At 39.1% G+C, this 22,065-nt stretch carries 20 protein-coding genes; 9 read left to right on the forward strand and 11 right to left on the reverse strand.

All coding sequences use genetic code 11. From position 1 onward, the window contains the following. The 4 genes from ACEW8O_RS09935 to ACEW8O_RS09950 form a co-directional block, all read right to left on the reverse strand. The coding region (locus tag ACEW8O_RS09935; protein ID WP_373494476.1) for a TolC family protein at positions 1 to 688 on the reverse strand (688 nt) is incomplete at its 3' end. Positions 689 to 905: 217 nt separating this feature from the next. Beyond that, complete coding sequence (locus ACEW8O_RS09940; protein ID WP_373494477.1) at positions 906 to 1,310, reverse strand: four helix bundle protein; 405 nt, start codon at positions 1,308 to 1,310, stop codon at positions 906 to 908. 151 nt (positions 1,311 to 1,461) lie between these two features. Continuing rightward, the gene (locus tag ACEW8O_RS09945; RefSeq protein ID WP_373494478.1) at positions 1,462 to 5,340 is read right to left on the reverse strand and encodes an efflux RND transporter permease subunit; all 3,879 of its coding nucleotides are present in this window, start codon (positions 5,338 to 5,340) and stop codon (positions 1,462 to 1,464) included. 298 nt (positions 5,341 to 5,638) lie between these two features. Continuing rightward, the gene (locus tag ACEW8O_RS09950; protein ID WP_373494479.1) at positions 5,639 to 6,019 is read right to left on the reverse strand and encodes an HYC_CC_PP family protein; all 381 of its coding nucleotides are present in this window, start codon (positions 6,017 to 6,019) and stop codon (positions 5,639 to 5,641) included. 431 nt (positions 6,020 to 6,450) lie between these two features. Here ACEW8O_RS09950 and ACEW8O_RS09955 point away from each other — a divergent pair, with 431 nt between their 5' ends. Beyond that, positions 6,451 to 7,644: an ATP-binding protein gene (locus ACEW8O_RS09955; RefSeq protein ID WP_373494480.1), complete on the forward strand. Its 1,194-nt coding sequence runs from the start codon at positions 6,451 to 6,453 to the stop codon at positions 7,642 to 7,644. Between the two features lie 65 nt (positions 7,645 to 7,709). Here the strand turns inward: ACEW8O_RS09955 and ACEW8O_RS09960 are convergent, their stop codons facing one another. Together ACEW8O_RS09960 and ACEW8O_RS09965 are read right to left on the reverse strand one after the other, a co-directional pair. Beyond that, a complete protein-coding gene (locus tag ACEW8O_RS09960; protein WP_373494481.1) occupies positions 7,710 to 8,342 on the reverse strand; it encodes a hypothetical protein in 633 nt (210 codons plus the stop codon). Then, entirely contained in the window at positions 8,339 to 8,803 is a 465-nt protein-coding gene (locus tag ACEW8O_RS09965) for a hypothetical protein (RefSeq protein WP_373494482.1), read from the reverse strand. The genes ACEW8O_RS09960 and ACEW8O_RS09965 overlap by 4 nt, the downstream gene beginning before the upstream one ends. A gap of 129 nt (positions 8,804 to 8,932) precedes the next feature. Between ACEW8O_RS09965 and ACEW8O_RS09970 the strand changes: the two genes are divergently transcribed. Further along, complete coding sequence (locus ACEW8O_RS09970; RefSeq protein WP_373494483.1) at positions 8,933 to 9,463, forward strand: hypothetical protein; 531 nt, start codon at positions 8,933 to 8,935, stop codon at positions 9,461 to 9,463. Positions 9,464 to 9,701: 238 nt separating this feature from the next. Here ACEW8O_RS09970 and ACEW8O_RS09975 read toward each other — a convergent pair whose 3' ends face one another. Further along, positions 9,702 to 10,574, reverse strand: coding sequence for an SDR family oxidoreductase (locus tag ACEW8O_RS09975; protein WP_373494484.1), 873 nt, complete (start codon positions 10,572 to 10,574; stop codon positions 9,702 to 9,704). Positions 10,575 to 10,703: 129 nt separating this feature from the next. Here ACEW8O_RS09975 and ACEW8O_RS09980 point away from each other — a divergent pair, with 129 nt between their 5' ends. Beyond that, on the forward strand, positions 10,704 to 11,516 hold the full coding sequence (locus ACEW8O_RS09980; RefSeq protein ID WP_373494485.1) for a hypothetical protein: 813 nt from the start codon (positions 10,704 to 10,706) through the stop codon (positions 11,514 to 11,516). Between the two features lie 63 nt (positions 11,517 to 11,579). Here ACEW8O_RS09980 and ACEW8O_RS09985 read toward each other — a convergent pair whose 3' ends face one another. From ACEW8O_RS09985 to ACEW8O_RS09995, 3 genes are all read right to left on the reverse strand, one after another. Continuing rightward, on the reverse strand, positions 11,580 to 12,002 hold the full coding sequence (locus tag ACEW8O_RS09985) for a hypothetical protein (RefSeq protein WP_373494486.1): 423 nt from the start codon (positions 12,000 to 12,002) through the stop codon (positions 11,580 to 11,582). Positions 12,003 to 12,086: 84 nt separating this feature from the next. Next, positions 12,087 to 13,406, reverse strand: coding sequence for an adenosylhomocysteinase (gene ahcY / locus ACEW8O_RS09990; protein WP_373494487.1), 1,320 nt, complete (start codon positions 13,404 to 13,406; stop codon positions 12,087 to 12,089). Between the two features lie 71 nt (positions 13,407 to 13,477). Continuing rightward, positions 13,478 to 14,242 carry a biotin--[acetyl-CoA-carboxylase] ligase gene (locus tag ACEW8O_RS09995; protein WP_373494488.1) on the reverse strand — a complete coding sequence of 255 codons (765 nt, stop codon included), beginning with the start codon at positions 14,240 to 14,242 and terminating at the stop codon, positions 13,478 to 13,480. A gap of 91 nt (positions 14,243 to 14,333) precedes the next feature. Between ACEW8O_RS09995 and rsfS the strand changes: the two genes are divergently transcribed. The 4 genes from rsfS (at position 14,334) to ACEW8O_RS10015 (ending at position 18,472) form a co-directional block, all read left to right on the forward strand. Continuing rightward, complete coding sequence (gene rsfS / locus ACEW8O_RS10000) at positions 14,334 to 14,681, forward strand: ribosome silencing factor (protein WP_373494489.1); 348 nt, start codon at positions 14,334 to 14,336, stop codon at positions 14,679 to 14,681. Positions 14,682 to 14,741: 60 nt separating this feature from the next. Beyond that, positions 14,742 to 16,802, forward strand: coding sequence for an ATP-dependent zinc metalloprotease FtsH (gene ftsH, locus ACEW8O_RS10005; RefSeq protein WP_373494490.1), 2,061 nt, complete (start codon positions 14,742 to 14,744; stop codon positions 16,800 to 16,802). A gap of 81 nt (positions 16,803 to 16,883) precedes the next feature. Next, positions 16,884 to 17,645 (forward strand): UDP-2,3-diacylglucosamine diphosphatase, encoded by a 762-nt coding sequence (locus tag ACEW8O_RS10010; protein WP_373494491.1) that lies wholly within the window; start codon positions 16,884 to 16,886, stop codon positions 17,643 to 17,645. Then, the gene (locus tag ACEW8O_RS10015) at positions 17,642 to 18,472 is read left to right on the forward strand and encodes a hypothetical protein (RefSeq protein WP_373494492.1); all 831 of its coding nucleotides are present in this window, start codon (positions 17,642 to 17,644) and stop codon (positions 18,470 to 18,472) included. The genes ACEW8O_RS10010 and ACEW8O_RS10015 overlap by 4 nt, the downstream gene beginning before the upstream one ends. Positions 18,473 to 18,704: 232 nt before the next feature. On the opposite strand, the gene ACEW8O_RS10020 is transcribed toward ACEW8O_RS10015, so the two are convergent. Continuing rightward, positions 18,705 to 19,133, reverse strand: a complete 429-nt coding sequence (locus tag ACEW8O_RS10020) for a peptidylprolyl isomerase (protein WP_373494493.1) — start codon at positions 19,131 to 19,133, stop codon at positions 18,705 to 18,707. A 214-nt stretch (positions 19,134 to 19,347) separates the two neighbouring features. Here ACEW8O_RS10020 and ACEW8O_RS10025 point away from each other — a divergent pair, with 214 nt between their 5' ends. Both ACEW8O_RS10025 and ACEW8O_RS10030 read left to right on the forward strand, forming a co-directional pair. Then, complete coding sequence (locus ACEW8O_RS10025) at positions 19,348 to 20,730, forward strand: sigma-54-dependent transcriptional regulator (RefSeq protein ID WP_373494494.1); 1,383 nt, start codon at positions 19,348 to 19,350, stop codon at positions 20,728 to 20,730. Then, complete coding sequence (locus tag ACEW8O_RS10030; protein ID WP_373494495.1) at positions 20,720 to 22,063, forward strand: PAS domain-containing sensor histidine kinase; 1,344 nt, start codon at positions 20,720 to 20,722, stop codon at positions 22,061 to 22,063. The genes ACEW8O_RS10025 and ACEW8O_RS10030 overlap by 11 nt, the downstream gene beginning before the upstream one ends. The last annotated feature ends 2 nt before the right edge of the window (positions 22,064 to 22,065 follow it).

A 22,065-nucleotide genomic window follows, 5' to 3' on the forward strand; every position in this document is an offset into this window, starting at 1 on the left:
GAACTTGCAGTCTCAGCACATCTGTCAACTTTCCTGATCCAGACCCTGAACCCATGGAGGATCCAGCAGATGATTGATTCATTCCAGATGATCCTGCGGAACTTCCGCTTCCCATTCCCATTCCATCTCCAGAACCATTTGTTTGTGTTCCTCGAGATGGTCTTTTAACCGCAGAAGATACCGATGAAACTGCCTCCGAAGTATTACCGCCTTGATACCTGATAATAGCCAATTTCTCCAAAGACCTCAAAATCTCTAAATTGGACTTGGTAATATCAATCGTGTTTTGCAATTGCTGCAATTGGAAGTAGGTTTCCTTCACTTGGTAAAGTAATACGTTTCGTTGTTGTCGAAACTCCTCGTATCTGGCTTCAGCCATCAATGTCGCTTCATCCCTTTGCGTTTTCAGCATCCCAAACCAAGGAAACATCTGCATCACCGAAGCCTCTGCCCGCTGATTCCCCATCAACAACTCCATCGGTCTTGTAAAGACTCCAATGTTTAATTGGGGGTTTTCTAAACTAACCTGATTTGTCCTCTCAAGGCTAGCTTGATACTGTTTAAAGGAAGATTGAATTCCGGGGTTGTTTTCAGTAGCTTCTTCTAGATATTGATTTAAGGTTTGACTTTCTGCCTGAAATATGGTAGAAATAAGTAGAAATAAAATTGAAATAATTTTAAGCATCATTCCTTTTTTGATATTTAAAACACTTTGCAACTCTAAATAATGTAGAAATAAGGTAGATATAAATAGAAATAATATGGAAATAATTTTTAGCAACATACGTCCTATATGATTTCCAATGGATTTAAGCCGAATGAAATAGGGTAGAAATAAAATGGAAATAAGGTTGAAATAATAAAGCACATTAGTTGCAGAATTCTCCCGGATTGCTTTTAATTCTTTACAATCGTTCATTTTTCCCTCCTTTCTTGGACTCGTAGGTTTTTGTGATGGTATTGTTCAACTTGATTTGAAGAGGTTGGTGTATGGCGCATATTTCTTCCCATTCTATAGAAGTAACAATCTCTCTCTCCAAACCCAAATCCAACCAGTGTTCTTTACCCTCTGATAAAGAGGCTCTGGCAATAAAATAAAAATGTATCTTTTCCAAGTAATGGAATCGACCATAACCTTCTGCAATATTAGCTCCGACAGAATCGACAGAATCCAACATTTGATCTCCCCAAACCTTCTTTTCTGGGTAAGAGAGCCGACAATATATTTTCCAAGCAATCTTCGAAAGCTTTCTAGACAATTGGTATATCTCCAAATCCTTAAGAGGTATAAACTTCTTTTTCTCTTCCATATTTCTACAATATTTCGCTTTAACATATTTCAACCATATTTCACCGAAGGCATATTTCAATCTATTTCTACTTTATATCGCTCAAGCCTATTTCTACCATTTTTCCACAAAGGCTTATATCGACGATGGCATATTTCAATTTATTTCTATTTTATTTCGCTTCAGCATATTTCAACTTAAACTCTTGATATTTACCATAAAGTACCGGAACAATAAACAGAGAAATCAAAGCCACCGTCATCCCTCCAAAAGCCGGAATGGCCATTGGTATCATGATGTCGGAACCTCGCCCAGAGCTTGTTAAGACAGGAAGCAGAGCCAATAAAGTAGTAGCTGAGGTCATCAAGCAAGGTCTAACCCTTTTCAAGCCTGCTTCTAAAACAGCTTTGCGGACTTCTTTTACATTTTCAGGCTGCATTCTTTCGAAGCTTTGTTTCAAATATGTACCCATAACCACACCATCATCAGTAGCAATGCCAAAGAGGGCAATGAAACCTACCCAAACAGCAACGGAAAGATTGAAAGTCCGCATTTGGAAGAGTTCCCGCATATTGGTTCCCATAAAACTAAAATCAAAGAACCAACCTTGACCATACAGCCACAGCATCATAAATCCTCCTGAAAATGCCATGGCAATGGCTGAGAAAACCATCAAAACCATTGCCGTGGACCTGAACTGAAAATAAAGTATCAGGAAAATCACCGCTAACGAAAGAGGAATTACAATTGCCAGACGCTTCTCTGCACGGATTTGATTTTCGTAACTTCCTGAGAAGGTGTAGGAAACACCTGTTGGGACTTCCAATTCTCCAGTAGAGATCCTTTGTTGGATGAAATCTTTGGCATTATCCACCACGGTGCCTTCAGCAAAACCATCTCTTTTGTCAAATAGCACATAGCCTACCAGAAAGGTATTTTCTCCCCGAATCATCATAGGACCCGGACGATAGTTAATTTCTGCCAATTGGCCTAAAGGAATCTGTGCACCTGTTGGTGTGCTGACCAGAATACGTCTCAAAGCTTCAGGATCATCCCTGTATTCTCTGGCATACCTGGCACGAATGGCATACCGCTCTCTGCCTTCGACGGTGGTGCTCAGTTTCATTCCACCAATAGCTACTTCTATAAATTCCTGAACATCGGCAATATTCAGCCCATACCTAGCCAATTGGGTTCTGTCCAAGTCGATTTCCATATATGGTTTCCCCAATGAACGGTCGGCAAAAACTGCTTCGGCTTTAACAGATGCAACTTCTTTAAGTAGCGATTCCAGTTTGAGACTGAAACCCTCAATAGTTTCCAAATCTGGCCCATAAACTTTCATTCCCATTGGCGCTCTCATTCCCGTCTGCAACATCACCAAACGCGTTTCTATTGGCTGTAACTTTGGAGCTGAGGTAACCCCGGGAATATTGGAAGTCCGGATTTGGATTTCATCCCAGATATCATCGGGAGTCCGAATTTCATCTCTCCACTGTCTGAAATATTGGCCTCTTCTATCATCTGGTACCAAATACTTAGCAATGTTTCTTATGACTGCCTTTCTTTGGGTTTCTTCCATGTAATTTTCATCATCATCCCAAATGGCTCCATCGCTGCGATCGTACCACCAGTTTTTTTCATTCACCAACACTTGATAATTCCCTTCCCTGTCCACTTTGAAACGGAGTTTTTGAGCATCCTCATTTTGTAAGTATTCAGTCTTGTAATTAATGATATTTTCATACATGGACATTGGTGCAGGATCTAAAGGACTTTCTGCCCTTCCTGCTTTTCCTACCACCATTTCGACCTCAGGAATAGCCTGAACCAACATATCCAATTGCTTCACAATCTGCATATTGGCTTCCACCCCGGAATGTGGCATGGAAGTGGGCATCAATAAAAATGATCCTTCATTCAGGGCGGGCATAAATTCCTTACCCATTCCCGGCAGGGCATGCGCTAGTCCGGACCAACCTGATGTCGTTCGGATATTCCAACCGACTTGATCGAATCCTTTAGCTATAAAGCCAAATACAGCATTGAAGCCCAACCAAATATTGACGGCAAAAAGGATGATCAGGACAGGAAGGATGAAGAAAATCCTAGCATGTTCCAAGCACCATTTTAGCATGTGGGAATAAAAACGGATAAAGAGTGAAAAGAGACCCAATACCAAACCCAATACCAAACCAATAAAAAAGAAATTTACTATAACTGATTGGGTAAGGCCAAGCGGTCTCCATTCTACAGCCAAAAGTATCGAAACCGCCACGACTGCAATCAACATTGAAATCTGATTTTTGAATTGGCCATCTTTCGTTTGCTGAGGGAAGTAATGATGAATCAATTGATTGGCAGCGAATGCCAGCAAAACCCAACCTGCCCAAGCGAAATAAAACAGAAGAACAAAACCTGCAATAGCCATTAGTCCATTAAGAATTGTTCTGTAATTCTTGGATTTAATCCTTGTGCCAAATACCCAATGGGCAAAGGCCGGCATAAATACCAAAGTAAAAATCAAAGCCGCTATCAAGGCAAAGGTTTTGGTATATGCCAATGGACCAAAGAGTTTTCCTTCTGCAGCTTGAAGGGTAAAAACCGGCAAGAAGCTGACTATGGTTGTCATCACCGCAGTGAGAATGGCTGAACTTACTTCAGCTGTGGCTTCATAAATAATTTGAAGTTTGGATTTTTTATCATCTGATTCTTCCAAATGCCGAAGGATATTTTCATTTAGGATAATCCCCAAATCCACCATGGTTCCGATGGCAATGGCAATCCCAGACAATGCCACAATATTGGCATCCACCCCAAAATACTTCATCATAATGAAGCACATCAGAACTGCTAATGGCAAAAGAGCAGAAATCAACAGGGAAGCCCTGAGGTTGTAAACCATCACCATGATGACGATGATGGTAATTAATATCTGTAAGCTAATTGCTTCATTCAGGGTACTCAGTGTCTCTTTTATCAGACCTGAACGATCATAAAACGGTACAATGGTCACTTTGGAAATAGAACCGTCTTCCAAGGTTTTAGTAGGTAAACCCACAGAAATTTCTCCTATTTTTGCTTTAATTGCATCTATTACTTGCAATGGGTTGTCTCCGTAACGGGCTACCACAACACCACCTACAGCCTCAGCACCTCCTTTATCCAAAATCGCCCTTTCAGCCCGGCTGGCAGGCCCGATATTGACTTTTGCAATATCCTTAATTCGCAAAGGAACGTTGCTGCTCACCTTGACAACAGCCTGTTCAATATCTTCCAAAGACTTCACATAGCCCAAACCCCGGACGATAAATTCCACCTGATTGATTTCCATGGTATTGGCACCAATATCAAGATTAGACTGCTTGATGGCATTCATCACTTGCATCATAGAGACATTGTGCGCTTTCATGGCAACAGGATCCAGATCCACTTGGTATTCCTTGACATGCCCACCAATACTTGCCACCTCTGCAACACCTTCAGTGCCGGCTAGACCATAGCGCACATAGTAATCCTGAATACTCCGGAGTTCGTGTAAATCCCAGCCACCTGCTGGGTTCCCTTTTTCATCCCTGCCTTCCAAAGTATAAAAATAAACCTGTCCCAATCCTGTGGCATCAGGTCCCAGTTTAGGCTGCACACCTTCCGGCAGCAAGTCAGAGGATAAGGAATTGAGCTTTTCAAGAATTCGGGAACGACTCCAGTAAAATTCCACATCCTCATCAAATATGATGTAAATGGATGAAAACCCGAACATGGAGGTACTCCGGACGGACTTTACCCCGGGTAATCCTAAAAGAGATGTAGTCAACGGATACGTGATTTGATCTTCCACATCCTGTGGAGAACGTCCCATCCAGTCGGTGAAGACGATTTGCTGATTTTCCCCAATATCCGGAATGGCATCCACAGGTACAGGATCATTGGGAAGGAAGCCGGTATTCCAGTTGAATGGCGCCGTCACGATCCCCCAAGCTACAACAAGTACTAGGAGTATGACCGTGACCAGTTTATTTTCGAGAAAAAACTTTATAATGTTATTTAACATAGAATTATCCTTTTTGGCCAATTTTGGCAGTGGATATTTATGGATGACCTGTCCCGATTTTTCGGGATTGGATATTCATTGATATTGCAACTAACAACAAGCCTTGATATCAAAATTTAAAAGAGGATAAAGATTCGAGCAAAGACCTTGAAATCTATAAGATTTAATTGTTTGTATGAAAGAGAAATCTCTCGATCCATATATGTCTTCGTGGCAAATCATCTCCAAATAACTCTCAAGCGCTTAAAATACTTTCTATTACCTTTGCGTCTTAGCGTCTTTGCGGGAACAAAAAATATCAAATCAAAAATACCTGACAAAAAATATAAATCGGCGTATTCTGAAATATGGGGGGAGAGGAATCAGCAAAGGCTGTTTTCTCAACTATGACAAAAAAAGTTGTTGGCAATTGAATAGGTAAAGTCGAGTCAAAATATTCAATCCCTAATGCCTGGAAATCCAATAAATCGGAAATCTGCTGGTCAGTATTTGGAAGCTCTAAATTTGAAATATCATCACAACAACCTGGCATGGGAGTATTGGACTCACAACACGTTTTGTATTCGGCAAAAACATTGATCCTTTGGAAGTCATCACCGCAATAATGCATGGAATAGCTCAACCCTGCGTTGAAAAACACATAGAATATTAGGAGTGCTATTTTGATAAAAGACTTCACGAGTGGTATTTACGGATCAAATGTAATGAAGTTCAATGGAATAAATGTATAGAATTTTTGTGGGAGTTTATAATCATCTGAGTTATTCAGCATAATCTGCGTCATCAGCGTGCCATAATTTCTTAAAAATCTTATTTTTCAGGATGAATTTAAAATTTAGCCTTTTGGATTTCTCGCAGTGATCGCAACGATCACGCAGCAATCGCAACGTTATTGTCCTTATCTCACGAAATTTACATCTACTCTACGCACGGTGAGATCTTCACAGCGTCCGTTGCATGGAAACTATTTCCTGTTAGTATCGTGAATCATTGCTTATCAAGCATATCTTTATTACCAATATTTGCTTATCATATTAAGCATTTATTTTTATTAAAGATTTTTATATTAAGCATATTATTATATATTTGCTTATCTAAATAAGCGATATCATGGAATCCATAGATGAAAAATTTCTAAAGAAGATTGATACTACATCATTGAACTTTGTCCGAAGCATGATCGATAAGATCCGCTGGGAGGCAAGGTTGATCGGTATCAAAGGTCCAAGGGGCGTCGGGAAAACCACCCTGCTGCTCCAATACATCAAGAAAAATCTACCAATTGACCATACCACATTATACGTGAGTTTGGACAATATCTGGTTTGCCCAGAACAGTCTGGTGGACATGGTAGATCATTTTGTCAAAAGAGGCGGCAAATACCTTTTCTTGGACGAGGTACACAAATACCCCAATTGGTCTATCGAAATCAAAAATATCTACGATGACTTTCCGGAATTGAAGATTGTGTTTACAGGTTCCTCTATGCTGGAAATCCTGAATGCCCGCGCTGACCTCAGCCGAAGGGCAGTGATTTACCACCTGCAGGGATTGTCTTTTAGGGAGTTTCTGGCCATTAGGACGGGAAATGAATTTTCTTTACACAGCGTGGAAAATCTGATTGAAAACCATGTGTCCATAGCAAGAGAAATCCTACAAAAGGTAAAACCTTTGGAGCATTTTAGCGCATACCTGAATCATGGATACTTCCCCTTCTTCCAGGAGGTGCCGGATCTTTACCATCAACGTTTGGAAGAAGTGGTGAACATGACCTTGGAAATCGAGTTGCCGCTGCTGCGGAGTGTAGATATTTCCTACATTCCCAAGCTGAAGCATTTGCTGCATATCATATCCGAATCGGTGCCATTTATTCCAAATGTGACCAAGCTAAGTGAGCGTATTGGGATCAATAGGAATACTTTGGTGAGCTACCTCTTTTTCCTGCAAGAGGCACATTTGACTAAAAACCTCTACAAGGACATCAAGGGAATTACCCAAATGCAAAAGCCGGAAAAGATCTACATGGAAAACACCAACTTTCAGTTTGCCTTTACTCCAAAAAATGCTGACTTGGGTAACTTGAGAGAGACATTCTTTATCAATCAGCTTTCCCATGCACATACAGTGGAGTACGTGAAAGACGGAGATTTCAGGATCAACGGTAAATACATCTTTGAAGTAGGCGGCAAAAACAAAACCGCCGAACAGATTCAGGGAGTCAAAAACAGCTTTATTGCTGCGGATGACATCGAATACGGCAATCCCAAAAAGATTCCGCTATGGCTGTTTGGGTTTTTATATTGATTTGATCTGTTACTTGAAAATTCCAATTGTAAAAATCCTGTCAAAATGGATTTTGCTATTGGGATTTACCTGAAAATCTCCCATCTAAATCCTGCTTGGAGGATCAATCGCTGGGATGTTCGTACAAATGCCAGGTCATCTTCATGGATGGCAATGCTGTTGGTAAAATACCTGACATACCTTACACCACCAAAAAGAACCAAATCTCTTTTTGCGGTAATGTAAAAGTTGCCATTAAGGCCCACAAAGGCGTTCTGATAGTTTAATTTAAAACTATCCCCCTGACCTTCATGCTTGATAGATAAAAAGCCAAAACCCAATTGTGGCTCGACCCCGAACCTTTCCATGAAAAAATATTGATAGTAAAGAAAAAAGCCTGAATCCCTAAATTTGCCAGCTAAAAAGTCATTGCCCAGGATTGTTGTTTCTTTTATTTCCGCCCTGCTTTTTCCCAAATAGGCTCCAAATCCGACAAAATCTTTTAAACCAAATCTCGTCTCCACAATATATCCCGGACGGTGGTCGTAGTGTCCTGAAAGGAAATTATCTCCTAAAAATGGTGCGTATTGGGTCTGTACTCCCAATGAAAAAATTGAAATTTCATCCCTTTCTGAATGTTCATACCGCATACCTTGGGCTTGTATAAACTGGGCAAAAAAACATGCCATTAAAAGAAAAGTAATCACTGGGCTTTTCATGGATTTACAATCTGAATGTTTTTGATAGTCTTGGCATATTGTCCAGTTTCTTGATCCCATTCAAACGATATATAATTTCTTTCCACTAAAGTGCCTCTTTCCAAATATCTGAAAAGTGTATTGGTGTCCGTGTAAACAAAAAACCTTGTTATTTTTTTTTCTGGATGGAGGAATTTAAAATTACCGGAACCATCAGTCTTCCCCAAACTTATCCTTCTGGACAAAGCATTTTCAAGACTATCATATTCAAATCTATCCTGCTCTGATCTCGAAAACCAATAATCGGAAGATTCTTGGCCAAAAATTAGGTCCAATCCTGCCACCTCCTGATTGAACTCATCTGTTATTTTTCCCTGAAAAGTAATGAAAGCATTGTCCTCATATATATCTATACATTGGAAAGCATAAAAAATACTGCTTACCATCAAAACCATGCTTAATGTTCCAAATGACTTCATCATGAGGTAAATAAAACTAAAAACAAAAGACTTCTCAAAACAAATTGAACGAATTAAAAAAAAATAATATAAGTATTTGCACAATTCTTAGTTTTAGATATCTTCGCCCATCACCCAAACATTATCTATCTCATGTTAAAGCACAAAAACATCCTTTTACTGTTGGTTATCCTGGTGTCCTTCAGTTTTGAAATTTCAGCACAAACCCAGGTCGAAATTGATATTCAGGAAGCTGCCCAAGCTTATTTCAATGCAAAGCTTTGCAACGATTATGAAACATTATTAGGATATACCTATCCCGATGTCGTTGAAAAAGCCGGTGGGCCGGAAAATGTAAAAAAAGCCTTGGTTCTGATACAGGATACCCAAATAAAAAAGGGAATGCTCCTACAGCAGTACAAGATCAAACCACCCCTTCAACTGACAAAAACCGGCGAAGAAACCCATGCCATAGTCCCTGTCACCACTATTTCAAAAGTACCGGGAGGCATAGTGACCACTGATGCTCATATCATCGCAGTTAGATCTGAAGATAATAGCCGATGGTATATTATCGAAACTACATCGCTTGATGATGGTAACATATCAAAAGTTCTGGCTAGTTGGGACAATTCTATGATGCTCCCTTTTAAGAAAGCGCCAATATTTAAGGAAGACAAATAATTGTTAAATTGATTTCAAAAGTTTATAACCATGTCCTAAAATCAATTGAAGTTTTGAATTTTTAAAGGAAACTTTAATAGAACGCTGATCAAACTGATTTTGCAGATACCCACAGATAAAAAAATCTGTGAAAATCAGCTCCATCAGCGTCATCAGCGTTCAACTCATTATGACAGCCCCCATTATAAATTCCTGATTTTCCATTTTGCTTTCAAATAGCCCCAAATCACTTTGGGGCTCATTCCTTTTTTCCTCTGGAAGCCTCCATCATATCCCACATCTCCTGAGGTATCAGATCCAGATTATTGAACTCACCCGCTCCTTTAAGCCACTCCCCACCATCAATGGTAATCACTTCGCCATTTACATAGGCAGAAAAATCAGACACTAAGTAAGCCGCAATGTTGGCCAACTCCTGATGATCTCCTACCCTTCCAATAGGCACCTTTTTCGCAGGATCAAACTTTTTGACCAAATCTCCGGGCAGTAATCTACTCCAAGCGCCTTCGGTTGGAAATGGTCCAGGGGCAATCGCATTGGACCTGATCTTATACTTGGCCCATTCGACAGCCAATGACCTGGTCATAGCCAAGACGCCTGCTTTTGCAGCAGCACTTGGCACTACATAGCCTGAACCGGTCCATGCATAAGTCGTTACGATATTCAAAAATGTTCCGGGTTGTTTTTCCTTAATCCAATGTTTCCCAGCTGTCATGGTCACATTGGCAGTACCCTTCAAAACAATATCCAAAACGGTATTAAACGCGTTGGTTGAAAGTCTCTCTGTAGGACTGATAAAATTACCAGCGGCATTGTTAAGTACCACATCTACTTTTCCTAAATGGGTCACGGCATCGGCAAACATTTTTTCAACCTGATCTATTTCCCTCACATCACATGCCAATGGAAGAACTTTCCCGTCCGTCTCTGATTCCATTTCTTTGGCTGTCTCTTGCAACACATCCAATTTCCTACTGGTAATAACAAGATTTGCCCCTAATTTCAAAAAATAGAGCCCCATAGACTTTCCAAGTCCGGTGCCTCCACCTGTAACCAATATGGTTTTTCCTTTCAATGCGCCATCTCTGAGCATTCCTTCATTGTATGACATATATTTTTGGGTTTAATTACCGTTGAAGATAGGTAATACACCAAGTAAAAAAAAGTCCCCGCCAAATCATTTTGGCATCATTTTAAATATCTATTAAAGGGATTAGCTTTACAGCATTAATCGATGATGATGAAAAAATTTTGGTATTCCATATATATTCCGTTTTTAATTTCATCCTGTTCTGGGGATATAGACAAAGTAATCACTACTGACCTTCAGGCAGAGGGCAATGAAATCTTCGGGGTATCATTGGCTTTGGAAGAGTCCCTGTTTTTTGCCTTTCAGACTTTTGAAGACTTCAAAAAAATCGACACAATCCCATTACCAGGATGCCCGGAAATTATAGTGAATGAAGTTGAAAAAAAGGTAACACTTGAGTTCAGTGCTGAAAGTCAATGCGACACCAATAAAAATCTTTCGAGATCCGGTAAGATCAATATTAAATATATCAACACCAATGTATTGGAAACCATCACAAGGATAGAATATGAGGATTATAAAGTAAAAGGATATGTTATCGAAGGAAAAAGGGATTTCAAACAAATCAGGAGTCTTACAAATCCCAATCGAAGAACCGAATCTTTTGAAAATATCCTGATCATCAATGAAACCGGGTCTTCTACCAAGCTGAAAGGAGAAGCTGTTTTCAACCTGGTTTATGAAAATCAGGTATTGAAGGAATTTACCTCATCGGGAAGCGTGGAAGGCAGAAATATCACGGGAAGGCCAATTAAAATGACCCAAACAAGCCCAAAACGATATATTGTTTCTTGTTTAAAATCCGGTTTTGTATTGCCCGGCCAAGGGACAGAAACCTGGCAGATTTTCAGAAATGAAACCCAAGCGGTGTCGCACAATGTGGTTTACGAGCAGGAAACTGATTGTATTAAGAAAATGACTATCACGCTTCAGGATGGTCGGGTAATGGTTTTTAGGCAATGACAAATACCTGTGAAATATCTTAGAAGACTTTATTTTTTAATGGAAAAAAAGCTGTCAATAAGCTTAGTCAAAAAACTCCAATGGCGCACTGGAATATATAATATTCTCCTTTTTATGGGCTTCTTTTTGGAAAAAAGCTGGATCTGCAGCAACTGATGCATCAAATTGATTCCCTTGACAATCCATTAAGTGAAACATCCTTCCTCCGCCAACCAAATTCATGAAATTAGTGTAAAACACACTTTTGTTTTGATAGGTGACCAAAGAGACAAATCCGATGTAACTTCCGTTATGCGCCATTGACAGCCTGTCTTCTTCGCCTTTCTGAAGCAGGTCATATAACCACGGCATAGAAGTCTGTCCACAAGCATTTTGGGCTTTTAGCATCGCACTTTCAATATCATGGATTTCCGAAACCCCATCCTCCTTGCTTATACAGCCGACACCGCACATAACGATAAAAAGAAAGATTGTGAATTTTTTCATATTCTAAATATAAAGAAAAAGCTTTTAAAAAAAAGGCCGCCCTGATTATCAGAACAGCCCTTTTAGGTTTGTGCGGTAATGGAATCAATACCTGTAATACTCTGGCTTGTAAGGCCCTTCTGGAGTAACTCCGATATATTCTGCCTGATCATTAGAAAGGGTATCCAACTCAACTCCCAACTTAGCCAAATGAAGCGCAGCTACTTTTTCGTCCAAATGTTTTGGAAGAACATAGACACCAGGTACATATTGGTCAGTATTAACCCAAAGTTCAAGTTGTGCAAGCGTTTGGTTTGAAAAGGAATTCGACATGACAAATGAGGGGTGTCCTGTAGCACAGCCCAAGTTGACAAGTCTTCCCTCTGCAAGCACGATAATTTCTTTTCCTTCAAGGCTATAAAGATCTACCTGAGGTTTGATCACGTCTTTTGTCTGTCCATAGGTTTTATTCAACCAGGCCATATCAATCTCATTGTCAAAATGGCCGATGTTACAAACAATGGCTTTATCTTTCATTGCCAAAAAATGCTCCTTGGTAATGATATCTTTATTTCCGGTAGCTGTGACCACAATGTCTGCTTCCTTTACGGCATCAACCATTTTTTTAACTGCAAAACCGTCCATTGCTGCCTGTAGTGCACAGATTGGATCGATTTCAGTAACGATCACTCTGGCTCCGGCACCTCTCAATGAAGCTGCTGAACCTTTTCCTACATCACCATAACCTGCCACAACTGCCACTTTTCCTGCCATCATGATGTCTGTAGCTCTTCTGATAGCATCTACAAGTGATTCTTTACATCCGTATTTGTTGTCAAACTTTGACTTGGTTACAGAATCATTTACATTGATCGCAGGCATGGGAAGCGTTCCTTTTTTCATTCTTTCATAAAGCCTGTGCACACCGGTAGTGGTTTCCTCTGAAAGACCTTTAATACCAGACACTAGTTCAGGATAATTATCCAATACCATATTGGTAAGGTCTCCCCCATCGTCAAGGATCATATTTAATGGACTCTTTTCTTCTCCAAAGAAAATGGTCTGCTCTATACACCAATCAAATTCCTCAGCTGTCATTCCTTTCCAAGCATAAACTGAAACACCAGTTGCAGCAATAGCTGCTGCGGCATGGTCTTGGGTTGAAAAAATATTACATGATGACCAGGTAACCTCAGCTCCCAATGCCGTCAAAGTTTCTATCAGAACGGCTGTTTGAATAGTCATGTGAAGGCAACCGGCAATTCTTGCTCCCTTCAAAGGTTGGGAAGGTCCGTATTCCTCTCTAATGGACATAAGACCGGGCATTTCAGCCTCCGCCAATTTGATTTCTTTTCTACCCCAATCTGCTAAAGAGATATCCTTTACCTTGTAAGGTGTGTAAACATTTGATTTGATTTCAGACATAATATGTATTCGTATAGTTTAAAATTCATTATTAGAAATACAAAATTAACTTAATTAGAGTTATTAGAAAATTAATTTCCGAATAAGAACTTAACCTCTTTAAATGCATAATGTTGAAATTGTCCATTTTCTTTTTCAATGATCAGTTTTCCCTCTTCGGTGATACCTTTGATTTTACCTTTGAAAAATTCTTTGTCATCAAAATCACTCCACTCGTCGAACTTGAACATATTCAAAAGATATTCTTTTCTTAATTTTTCTCTGTCATCCTTTTTTATTTGAATATATCTTTTCTCAATATGTTTTATCAAGCTCCTCAATAATTCCCAAATATCGAAATCCTGCCCTGCAAGTTGTGCCAAAGAACAGGCATTGGGCACAGTAAAATGACGTTGATTGATGTTCAGACCTATACCAATAATTGAAGACTCTATAGCAGACTGACTAAGCGAGTTTTCTATTAAAATACCGCCCAATTTACCGTCAGTAATATGTACAATATCATTAGGCCATTTGATGCGGATATCCTGAATGTATTCAGACAAGAAATCCAAAAGAGAAAGTGAAATTACGATGTTTAATAAAAACTGCTCTGAAGGAGTAAGAAATTTTGGTTGAAGAACAAGGGAAAAAGTAAGGTTTTTACCTTTCTCAGAAAACCATTCATTTCCTCTTTGGCCCTTTCCTTTGGTCTGATTATCAGTGATAATTATACTACCTTCTGCAACTGTTCTTAAGCGCAACCTATCTTGTGCCTCTTCATTGGTAGAATGACACTCTGTCAGGTAAATGATATCTTTACCCAAAAAAAACGTATTGGCAAGGATTTTATACATCTCAAATTACTTTATTTGCAGAGCACTTGGGAATTAGATTTTGATTCTTAATACAATAAAGTTTAAATTGTAAAAATACACTAAAAAATATATGACAGCAGAAGAGCTGAGCAAATTAATCGTAAAGGGAATGGAAGAAAAAAAGGCTTCCGACATCGTGGTAATGGACTTGAGGAGTGTGAAAAATGCGTTTACCGACTTTTTTGTAATCTGTTCCGGAAACTCCGATACACAAATTGAAGCAATTTCAGATTCAATTGAAGAAGTCACAATAAAGCTAAAAGAAAAACCCTTTAGAAGTGAAGGAAAAAACAATAAACAATGGATTTTGATTGATTATATCAATGTAGTGGCCCATGTTTTTCTCAAAGAAAAAAGAGAGTTTTACGGACTTGAAGATCTTTGGGGTGATGCGAAAGTAACCAAGATCGTATCTTGATTTTGTTTTTGAACTTTAAACACCTTAAATCGTTTTAAAAAAAGCTTGACGAAAATTATAATGAGCGATACGAATAAACAAAAAAGTAAAAATTTTCTCCCAAAGACTCCCCAGAAACCTAATCTTCAACTGTGGTTGATCATTACCGCTGTGATCGTTTTGGTAGGGATCACTTGGTTCAACCAAAGGACCAATGTAATCAACATCACCAAAAGTAAGTTTGAGGACATGTATTTGGCCAATGATGTGGCTAAAGTTACCATCATCAGAAATCAAAATCGAATTGATGTAACTCTTAAGGAATCAGCACTCGAAAATCAAAAGTATAAGACCGAACTTGAATCCAATGGACCATTTTTCAACCCTTTAGGCCCCCACTATTCTATAGAAGTTGCAAGTGCCGAGAAATTTGAAAAAGATTTTGAAGATCTTGAAAGCAGTGTTCCTGAGAACCAAAGAATTGCCTATTCAGTAAAGAATGAGGAATCCTGGACCAATTGGTTTTCTAGTTTTGGATTTCTGATCATTTTGTTTGTCTTCTTCTGGATCATGATGCGAAGAATGGCCGGTCCCAGTGGACCAGGTGGACAGATATTTAATGTCGGCAAATCTAAGGCCCAGCTTTTTGATGCGGAAAACAAAGTCAAAATCACATTTGACAATGTGGCCGGTTTGGATGAAGCAAAAGAAGAAATTCAGGAAATCGTTGAATTCCTAAAGAATCCTTCAAAATTCACCAAATTGGGAGGAAAAATACCTAAAGGTGCATTATTGGTAGGACCTCCGGGAACAGGCAAAACTCTTCTGGCGAAAGCTGTTGCAGGTGAAGCCGGAGTACCATTCTTTACACTTTCAGGTTCTGATTTTGTGGAGATGTTTGTGGGTGTTGGTGCGGCCAGGGTAAGGGATTTGTTCAAGCAGGCCAAAGAAAAAGCACCTTGTATCATTTTCATAGATGAGATTGATGCCATTGGTCGATCAAGAGGAAAAGGCCAAATGCCCGGGTCCAATGATGAAAGAGAAAACACATTGAACTCGTTATTGGTAGAAATGGATGGTTTTGGGACTGATTCCGGTGTGATTGTACTCGCAGCGACAAATAGACCTGATGTATTGGACAGCGCCTTGTTAAGGCCTGGAAGATTTGACAGACAGATCAGTATTGACAAGCCTGATATAGTAGGGAGAGAAGCTATCTTCAAAGTTCATTTGAAACCTATTAAGATTGCAGATGACATTGATCCTAAAAAAATAGCTGCACAAACGCCTGGATTTGCCGGAGCTGAAATTGCCAATGTGTGTAATGAAGCAGCATTGATTGCCGCCAGAAGGAATAAAACTGCTGTAGACATGGAGGATTTTCAGGATGCAATTGACAGAGTAATTGGTGGTCTAGAAAAGAAAACAAAAATCATTTCTCCTGAAGAAAAGAAAATAGTTGCATTTCATGAAGCCGGTCACGCAGTGGCTGGTTGGTTCTTGGAACATGCCGACCCATTGGTCAAAGTTAGTATTGTGCCCAGAGGAATTGCAGCACTTGGATATGCGCAATACTTACCAAAAGAGCAGTTCCTATATCAAACCGAACAATTGATAGATGAAATGTGTATGACATTGGGCGGAAGAGCAGCAGAAGAGATCATATTTGGAAAAATATCCACCGGAGCATTGAGCGATCTTGAGAGAGTTACCAAAATGGCGTATTCAATGGTATCTGTTTATGGAATGAATGATAAGATAGGAAATGTATCATTCTATGACAGCAAGTCGAATGAATATAAAATGACAAAACCTTATTCTGAAACTACCGCTGAAACCATAGATGAAGAAGTAAGAAAATTGGTAGCAGAGGCTTATGAAAGAACCAAAAGTCTTTTGCGCAGCAAAAAACCGGAGGTTGAAACATTAGCAAAAGAGTTATTGGAAAAAGAGATTCTGTTCCAATCTGATCTGGAAAAACTAATTGGGAAAAGACCATTTGCCAAAGAAACCACTTATGAAGCCTTTACCAAAAAAGTGGTGAAAAAGGAAGAGGAAATCCCTGCCAAAGAGGATGAGGAAAATGGTGCCGGAGAAATAGATGAAATAGTGCCTCAAAAAGTGGAGGATACCAAAGAATAATAAAACGTAAAATAAAATAAGAAGCCTCCTAAATGGAGGCTTTTTCATTTTCATACTATCTTTGCTTAATCCCAAAATGATATGAACATCAAACTTCACCAAAAGAAGATTTTTTTTGCTTCCGATTTCCATTTAGGTGCACCCGATCAAATAAGCAGTAAGTCTAGGGAAAACAAAATCATCCAATGGCTGGATGCTATTCAAAATGATGCAGCGGCTATATTTCTTGTAGGTGACATATTTGATTTTTGGTTTGAATATGATAAAGTCATTCCCAAGGGCTTTGTCCGTTTCCTCGGTAAAATAGCGCAATTAAGGGAAAGAGATATCCCTGTTTTCTTTTTCACCGGCAATCATGACCTTTGGATGGATGACTATTTCACGAAAGAACTTGGAATTCCTGTCTTTGACCATCCCATTGAAGTCATGGTAGAGGGTAAAAAATTTCTGATAGGACATGGTGATGGTTTAGGTCCGGGAGACAGACAATACAAAATCCTTAAAAAGATTTTTACAAACCCCGTCTGTCAATGGTTGTTCAAATGGCTACATCCGGACCTTGGGCTTCGCTTAGCGCATAAATGGTCAAAAAGCAGCAGGATTACCAATTTACAGAATAATGACAATGAGTTTAAGGGAGAAAATGAGTGGATTTGGGCATATTGCAAGCAGATCGAAAAAAATCAGCACTTTGATTTTTATATATTTGGCCATAGACACCTCCCTTTGGATCTACCTGTCGGCAAATCATCCAGATATTTTAACTTGGGTGAATGGGTGACCCAATTTACTTATGGTGTATTTGACGGTAAAACATTTGAAATCAAAAAATTTGAAAATTGAAATTCAAAATTCTCATATTGTCCTTATTCTTTCTGAGCTTTCACCTATCAGGTCAGGTGGATGGATGGGGAATTCCCAAAATAATTGATTTTCCCAGATTGGATAAAATTTCGCTGGATAATCAGGGATTCATATTCCTTGCCGACTTAGAAGGAAACCTCTACCAATACAGCAAAGACGCAAAATTTCTGAATAATTTTTCCCCTCCAAGACAGGGGAGTTTAAGTCAATTGGAAGCTTTTTGGACTGTTAATATTTTTACATTTTCTGCTGATCTGCAGGAATACAGGATTTTGGACAGATTTATCAATCCTGTTGCTGAAAACAGGATTCCCATGGATCTTATCAATCTTGCCAAAGCTGCCACATTGGGCAATAACAACATCATTTGGGTTTTTGATGAGACAGATTTATCTCTCAAGCAGTTTGATTACATTAGAAACAGGATCATCCAAAATCAGCCTTTAAACCTAATTATTGATCGTTCCTCATTGGAAATAGTTGATATCAAAGAATATCAAAATCTACTGTTTTTGAATATCAGGGATGAAGGAGTTTTTATCCTTGACAATCAAGGAAACTTCATCAAAAAACTGATGGCCAAACCGACTCAAAAACTCGGATTTTGGAAAGGATATTTAATTTATCTGGAAGATGATAAAATTGTTTTATTGAATTTTCAGTCCGAGAAAGTGGAATCAATCAACATTCCTACCGGAATCAAAGCCAAAGGTATTTTGGTAAACCAAAATCAGATACATTTTTATGATGCTAATCAGGTATGGATATTTGACAAATCTAAAACTCCGGCAAACGGAATATTCTGATAAAAAAAGACCATCAGAGAAAAAATCCCCAATGGTCTTCTGTAATTCAAAGCAATATTGATCTTTTAATCATCTAAATTCTCCTGTAAGGACGTTACTCTATCTAAATGTTGTAAATATAATTCTCGCCAACATCGGTCATCGGTCATCCTACATCCCTGCCTGCGGGAGGCAGGAAACCTAATAAGAAAAGGCAATTAAAATATTATCCTCAATGCAGATAATTAAATTTCTATGCAATTTCAACCAATTTGATATCGAAAATCAAATCCTGTCCTGCCAATGGATGATTGGCATCCAAGGTGATTTTTTCGCGATCTACTTGGGCAACTTTCACAGGCACAGGCTGTCCTGCCTGATTTTGAAGTGACAGTTCCATTCCTATTTCAGGATTAATATGAGAAGGAACCTGCTCTCTGGAAATTTCCAACATCATGTCCTCTCGTTTTTCTCCATAAGCCTCAACACATGGAATGGTGATACTTTTTTCTTCACCTACTCCCATTCCAAAAACTGCGGCATCAAATCCTTTGATCATATTTCCATCGCCCAAAGTAAACCCAAGAGGATCTCTATTTGCAGATGAATCAAATACTGTTCCGTCTGTTAATTTCCCTGTGTAATGTACTTTTACGGCATCGCCTTTACTTGCTACTGACATATCAAATTATTTTGTTAAAGGTTTAAAGGTAACACTTTTCATTTTGGATTGAAAACTTGTCCGTAATTGAGTCAGTGCATGTCCGTTTTTAAAACGGACATGTTCATTATTGAACATATTTTTATTATATTTATAGTGATATCTACTTAAGAAGTGGCATTTGAATTATGGCACCATTTTGTCTTAAGACATCATATCAAAAAATCCAAAACCAATGGAAAATCAACAACTAGGAAAAATATTGATTATTGATGACAATGAAGACCTGCTCTTCGCTGCCAAAATGTTGTTAAAAAAACATGCAAAAGAAGTCACTATCGAAAAAGATCCCCGTAGAATTCCCTTCCTGATCAACAACAACAGCTATGATGTAATCTTGCTTGATATGAATTTCACGGATGACACCACTTCGGGTAAGGAAGGGTTTCATTGGCTCAAACAAATAAAAGAAATAGATCCTAAAGCAGTGGTTATTCTGATAACAGCTTTTGGAGATGTTGAAATGGCCGTTCAGGCCTTGAAAGAAGGTGCAACTGATTTTATCTTAAAACCCTGGCAAAACGAAAAACTGCTCGCAACGCTTACCTCAGCTTCCCGTCTGAAAGAAAGTTACGATCAGGTCGAAAAGCTTTCAACCAAACAGAAACAATTACAATCTGACCTCAAAAAGCCGTATGCCGATATCATAGGACAAAGCGCTTCTATGAAAAATATTTTTTCCATTATCGACAAAGTTGCCACGACAGATGCGAATATTCTGATTTTGGGAGAAAATGGAACAGGTAAAGAATTGATTGCAAGGGCCATCCATGACAGGTCTCATAGGAGGGATGATATATTTGTCGGAGTGGATATGGGTGCAATTACTGAGACTTTGTTTGAAAGTGAGTTATTTGGCCACAAAAGGGGTTCATTTACTGATGCCAAAGAAGACCGGGCAGGAAGATTTGAAATCGCAGATAAAGGAACCTTGTTTTTGGATGAAATAGGAAATCTCAGCATGCCTTTACAATCAAAACTATTGACAGTCCTGCAAAAAAGGGAAGTGACAAGGATCGGAACCAACAAATCCATTCCTGTGGATATCAGGTTGATCTGTGCCACAAATATGCATATCCACGAAATGGTCATGGACAATACTTTCCGTCAGGATTTACTCTACCGGATCAATACAGTTGAAATATTCCTCCCACCACTAAGAGAAAGACAGGATGATATCCCTCTGTTGGCCAATCATTTCCTGAAAAGCTATTCACATAAATACCGGAAGGATTTCAAAGGATTTACGCCTAACGCCATGCAACTGCTTCAAAAATACAATTGGCCCGGTAATATCAGGGAATTGCAACATGCCATAGAAAGAGCTATCATCATGGCTGAGGGTGATTTTTTGGATAGTAGGGATTTCTTTTTTCTTTCGGCAAAGCCTTCCAATGAAAAAGCTGCTGTGCCAAACACATTCAACCTGGATGAGGTAGAAAAAAACTATATACAAAAAGCAATTGACAAGAACGGGGGCAACATCTCCAAAGCAGCCAAAGAATTGGGATTGACAAGGGCCTCCCTTTATAGAAGATTGGAAAAATATGGATTATAAGGTTGGCTTATTAGGAAGAATCATTCTCCTTGCGATTTCACTTTTTCTGCTTGCCTATTTTATTCTTAATGGAGCAGGGGTATTTGCCATATCCCTGTTTATTATTTTGATTCTGGCCCAGATTGTATTTTTCCTTGGATATGCAGAAAGTTCATTCAAAAAAGTCAGGCAATTCCTGGACAACATCAAGCAGGACAATTACACCAATGTATATCCTGTCAAATTTGATGGTACGGAAACAGATGATCTACATATTGAATTCAATGCCATTTTGGCAAAGCTTTTGGAAGATCAGGCCGAAAAAGAAGCTAATTACCAATATTTTCGCTCGGTCTTTCAACACCTGAGTATCGGCTTAATCACATTTGATGAAGAAGGCAAAGTACAGATTGTCAATACCGCTGCCAAAAGGATGCTCAATATTCTTCAACTCGCCAATATCACGGAGGTTGAAAAAATCAATAAGGAACTTCATCATGCCATTCATTCCCTCAGGACAGGCGGAAGTGAACTGATCAAAATTGCCCACCCTGATGGCATCATGCAGCTTTCAGTTTATGTGATTGAACTGGTTCTAAGGGATACAAAATTCAAATTGGTATCGCTTCAGAATATTCAAAGTGAGTTGGAAGAAAAGGAAATGGAGGCATGGCAGAACCTGGTCCGGGTCCTGACCCATGAAATCATGAACAGCATCGCTCCAATTTCCTCATTGGCATCTACTGTGAAAGGTGATATAGAATCCAAGATTGGCATCAATGAACCTGTCAACCCAAGTGACCTTGAAGACTATTTGATGGCCATCAGCACCATCGAAAAAAGGAGTGAGGGCATGATCAATTTTGTGAGTGATTTCAGAAGTCTTGCCCATATCCCGACACCAAAATTCCAAACAATCAGACTCAAAGTACTTTTTGACCAACTGGAAACCTTAATGCAACATCAGTTCGACTCCAATCTGATACAGTTCAAAAAACACATCGAACCTGAAGACCTGATTCTTTTTGGTGATCAGACTTTAATCGAACAGGTTTTGATCAATCTGATACAAAATGCTGTCCATGCGGTAGAGGACACAGTTAGCAGGATCATTTCACTTGATGCATTTATAGATGAAGCCGGGAAAATAATCCTGGAAGTGACCGACAGCGGAAGGGGAATCGAAGAGGATGCATTGCCCAAAATATTTATTCCATTTTTTACTACAAAAAAGAAAGGTTCAGGAATAGGCCTGAGTCTGTCAAAGCAGATCATGCGCAGGCACAAAGGAAATATTCAGGTTAGGTCTAAATTGGGGGAAGGAACAACCTTCAAATTGATATTCAATGCTTAAAA

The sequence above is a fragment of the Aquiflexum sp. genome (assembly GCF_041749095.1).
GTDB lineage: Bacteria > Bacteroidota > Bacteroidia > Cytophagales > Cyclobacteriaceae > Aquiflexum.